The sequence below is a fragment of the uncultured Streptococcus sp. genome (assembly GCF_938036805.1).
Taxonomy (GTDB): Bacteria; Bacillota; Bacilli; order Lactobacillales; family Streptococcaceae; genus Streptococcus.
The window spans coordinates 1-1,850 of record NZ_CALHWC010000044.1 but is presented as its reverse complement, the minus strand read 5'-3'; the positions used below and the strand labels follow the sequence as shown (position 1 = coordinate 1,850).

Here is a 1,850-nt window from a genome sequence, read left to right as displayed (position 1 = left end):
GGTTCGACCTTGTCTCCCATGAGGACATTGACACGGCGTTCGGCGCGAGCTAGGTCTTCGATGGTGACACGGATGAGGGTTCGGGTGTCGGGATTCATGGTCGTCTCCCAGAGCTGGTCAGCGTTCATTTCACCGAGCCCCTTGTAGCGCTGAAGCATGGCACCCTTGCCAAACTTACGGCGCAGGTCATCCAGTTCGCCATCGGTCCAGGCATACTCGACGACTTCGCTCTTGCCCTTGCCCTTGGACATCTTGTAGAGAGGGGGCAGGGCTATATAGACGCGGCCAGCCTCAACCAGCGGGCGCATATAGCGATAGAAAAAGGTCAGCAGCAAGGTCTGGATATGGGCACCGTCGGTGTCCGCATCGGTCATGATGATGATCTTGTCATAGTTGGCATCCTCAAGGGTAAAGTCTGACCCAACACCCGCTCCAATGGTGTAAATCATGGTGTTGATTTCTTCGTTCTTGAGAATGTCAGCCATCTTAGCCTTAGCAGTATTGATAACCTTACCACGCAGAGGCAGGATGGCTTGGAACTTACGGTCACGGCCTTGCTTAGCAGAGCCACCGGCAGAGTCACCCTCGACCAGATAGAGTTCGTTCTTGGCTGGGTTCTTGGACTGGGCTGGAGTCAACTTACCAGACAGCAAGCCCTTGTCTTTCTTATTCTTCTTGCCATTGCGGCTTTCGTCACGCGCCTTGCGGGCTGCTTCTCTTGCATCTCTGGCCTTGATAGCCTTGCGGATGAGATTGGAAGCCAGCTCGCCATTTTCCAAGAGGAAAAAGGTCAGCTTGTCAGAGACAATGGAGTCCACGGCAGGACGAGCCAAAGGGCTGCCCAGCTTGTCCTTGGTCTGGCCTTCAAACTGGAGGTGTTCTTCTGGGACGAGGATGGACAAGACAGCAGCCAGACCCTCACGATAGTCTGAGCCTTCCAGATTCTTATCCTTTTCCTTGAGCAGTCCTGTCTTTCTGGCATAGTCATTCATGGCCTTGGTAATAGCGGTCTTGAGTCCCGTCTCGTGGGTACCACCGTCCTTGGTGCGGACGTTATTGACAAAGGACAGGATATTGTCAGAATAGCCGTCGTTGTACTGGAGGGCTACCTGAACTTGAAAGCCGCTCTCCTCGCCCTCGAAATAGAGGACAGGAGTCAGGGTTTCCTTGTCTTCATTGAGATAGCTGACAAAGTCTTCAACCCCGTTTTCATAGTGGAATTCTACTTCTTCGCCAGTGCGAGCATCGGTCAGCGACAGACGGACATTCTTGAGCAGGAAGGCTGATTCCTTAAGCCGCTCTGCAATGGTGTTGTACTTAAAGTCCGTCGTTGAAAAAATCGTATCGTCTGGCATGAAGGTCACTTTGGTCCCAGACTTAGACTTAGGAGCCGTACCGATTTTCTTGAGCGTGGTGACAGGTTTTCCGCCATTTTCAAAGCGCTGCTTGTAAACAGCCCCGTCGCGCGTAATTTCCACTTCAAGCCAGCTGGACAGGGCATTGACAACAGAGGAACCTACACCATGGAGACCGCCCGAGGTCTTATAGCCACCTTGGCCGAACTTACCACCGGCGTGGAGAACTGTGAAAATAACCTCAACCGTAGGAATACCCATAGCGTGCATACCGACTGGCATTCCGCGTCCATGGTCAGCGACGGTTAGACTGCCGTCTTTGTTTATCGTCACATCGATCCGGTCACCGAAGCCTGACAAGGCTTCATCGACTGCATTGTCCACAATCTCCCAGACCAGATGGTGGAGTCCCGCTCCATCGGTCGATCCGATATACATTCCCGGACGTTTGCGGACCGCATCCAACCCTTCTAATACCTGAATGGCATCGTCATT

The 1,850-nt window shown here is 53.0% G+C and carries 1 protein-coding gene; it reads right to left on the bottom strand.

The genetic code is table 11. The annotated features are described in order from the left end of the window. The coding region (parE, locus tag Q0191_RS01865) for a DNA topoisomerase IV subunit B (protein ID WP_297663299.1) at positions 1-1,850 on the bottom strand (1,850 nt) is incomplete at both ends.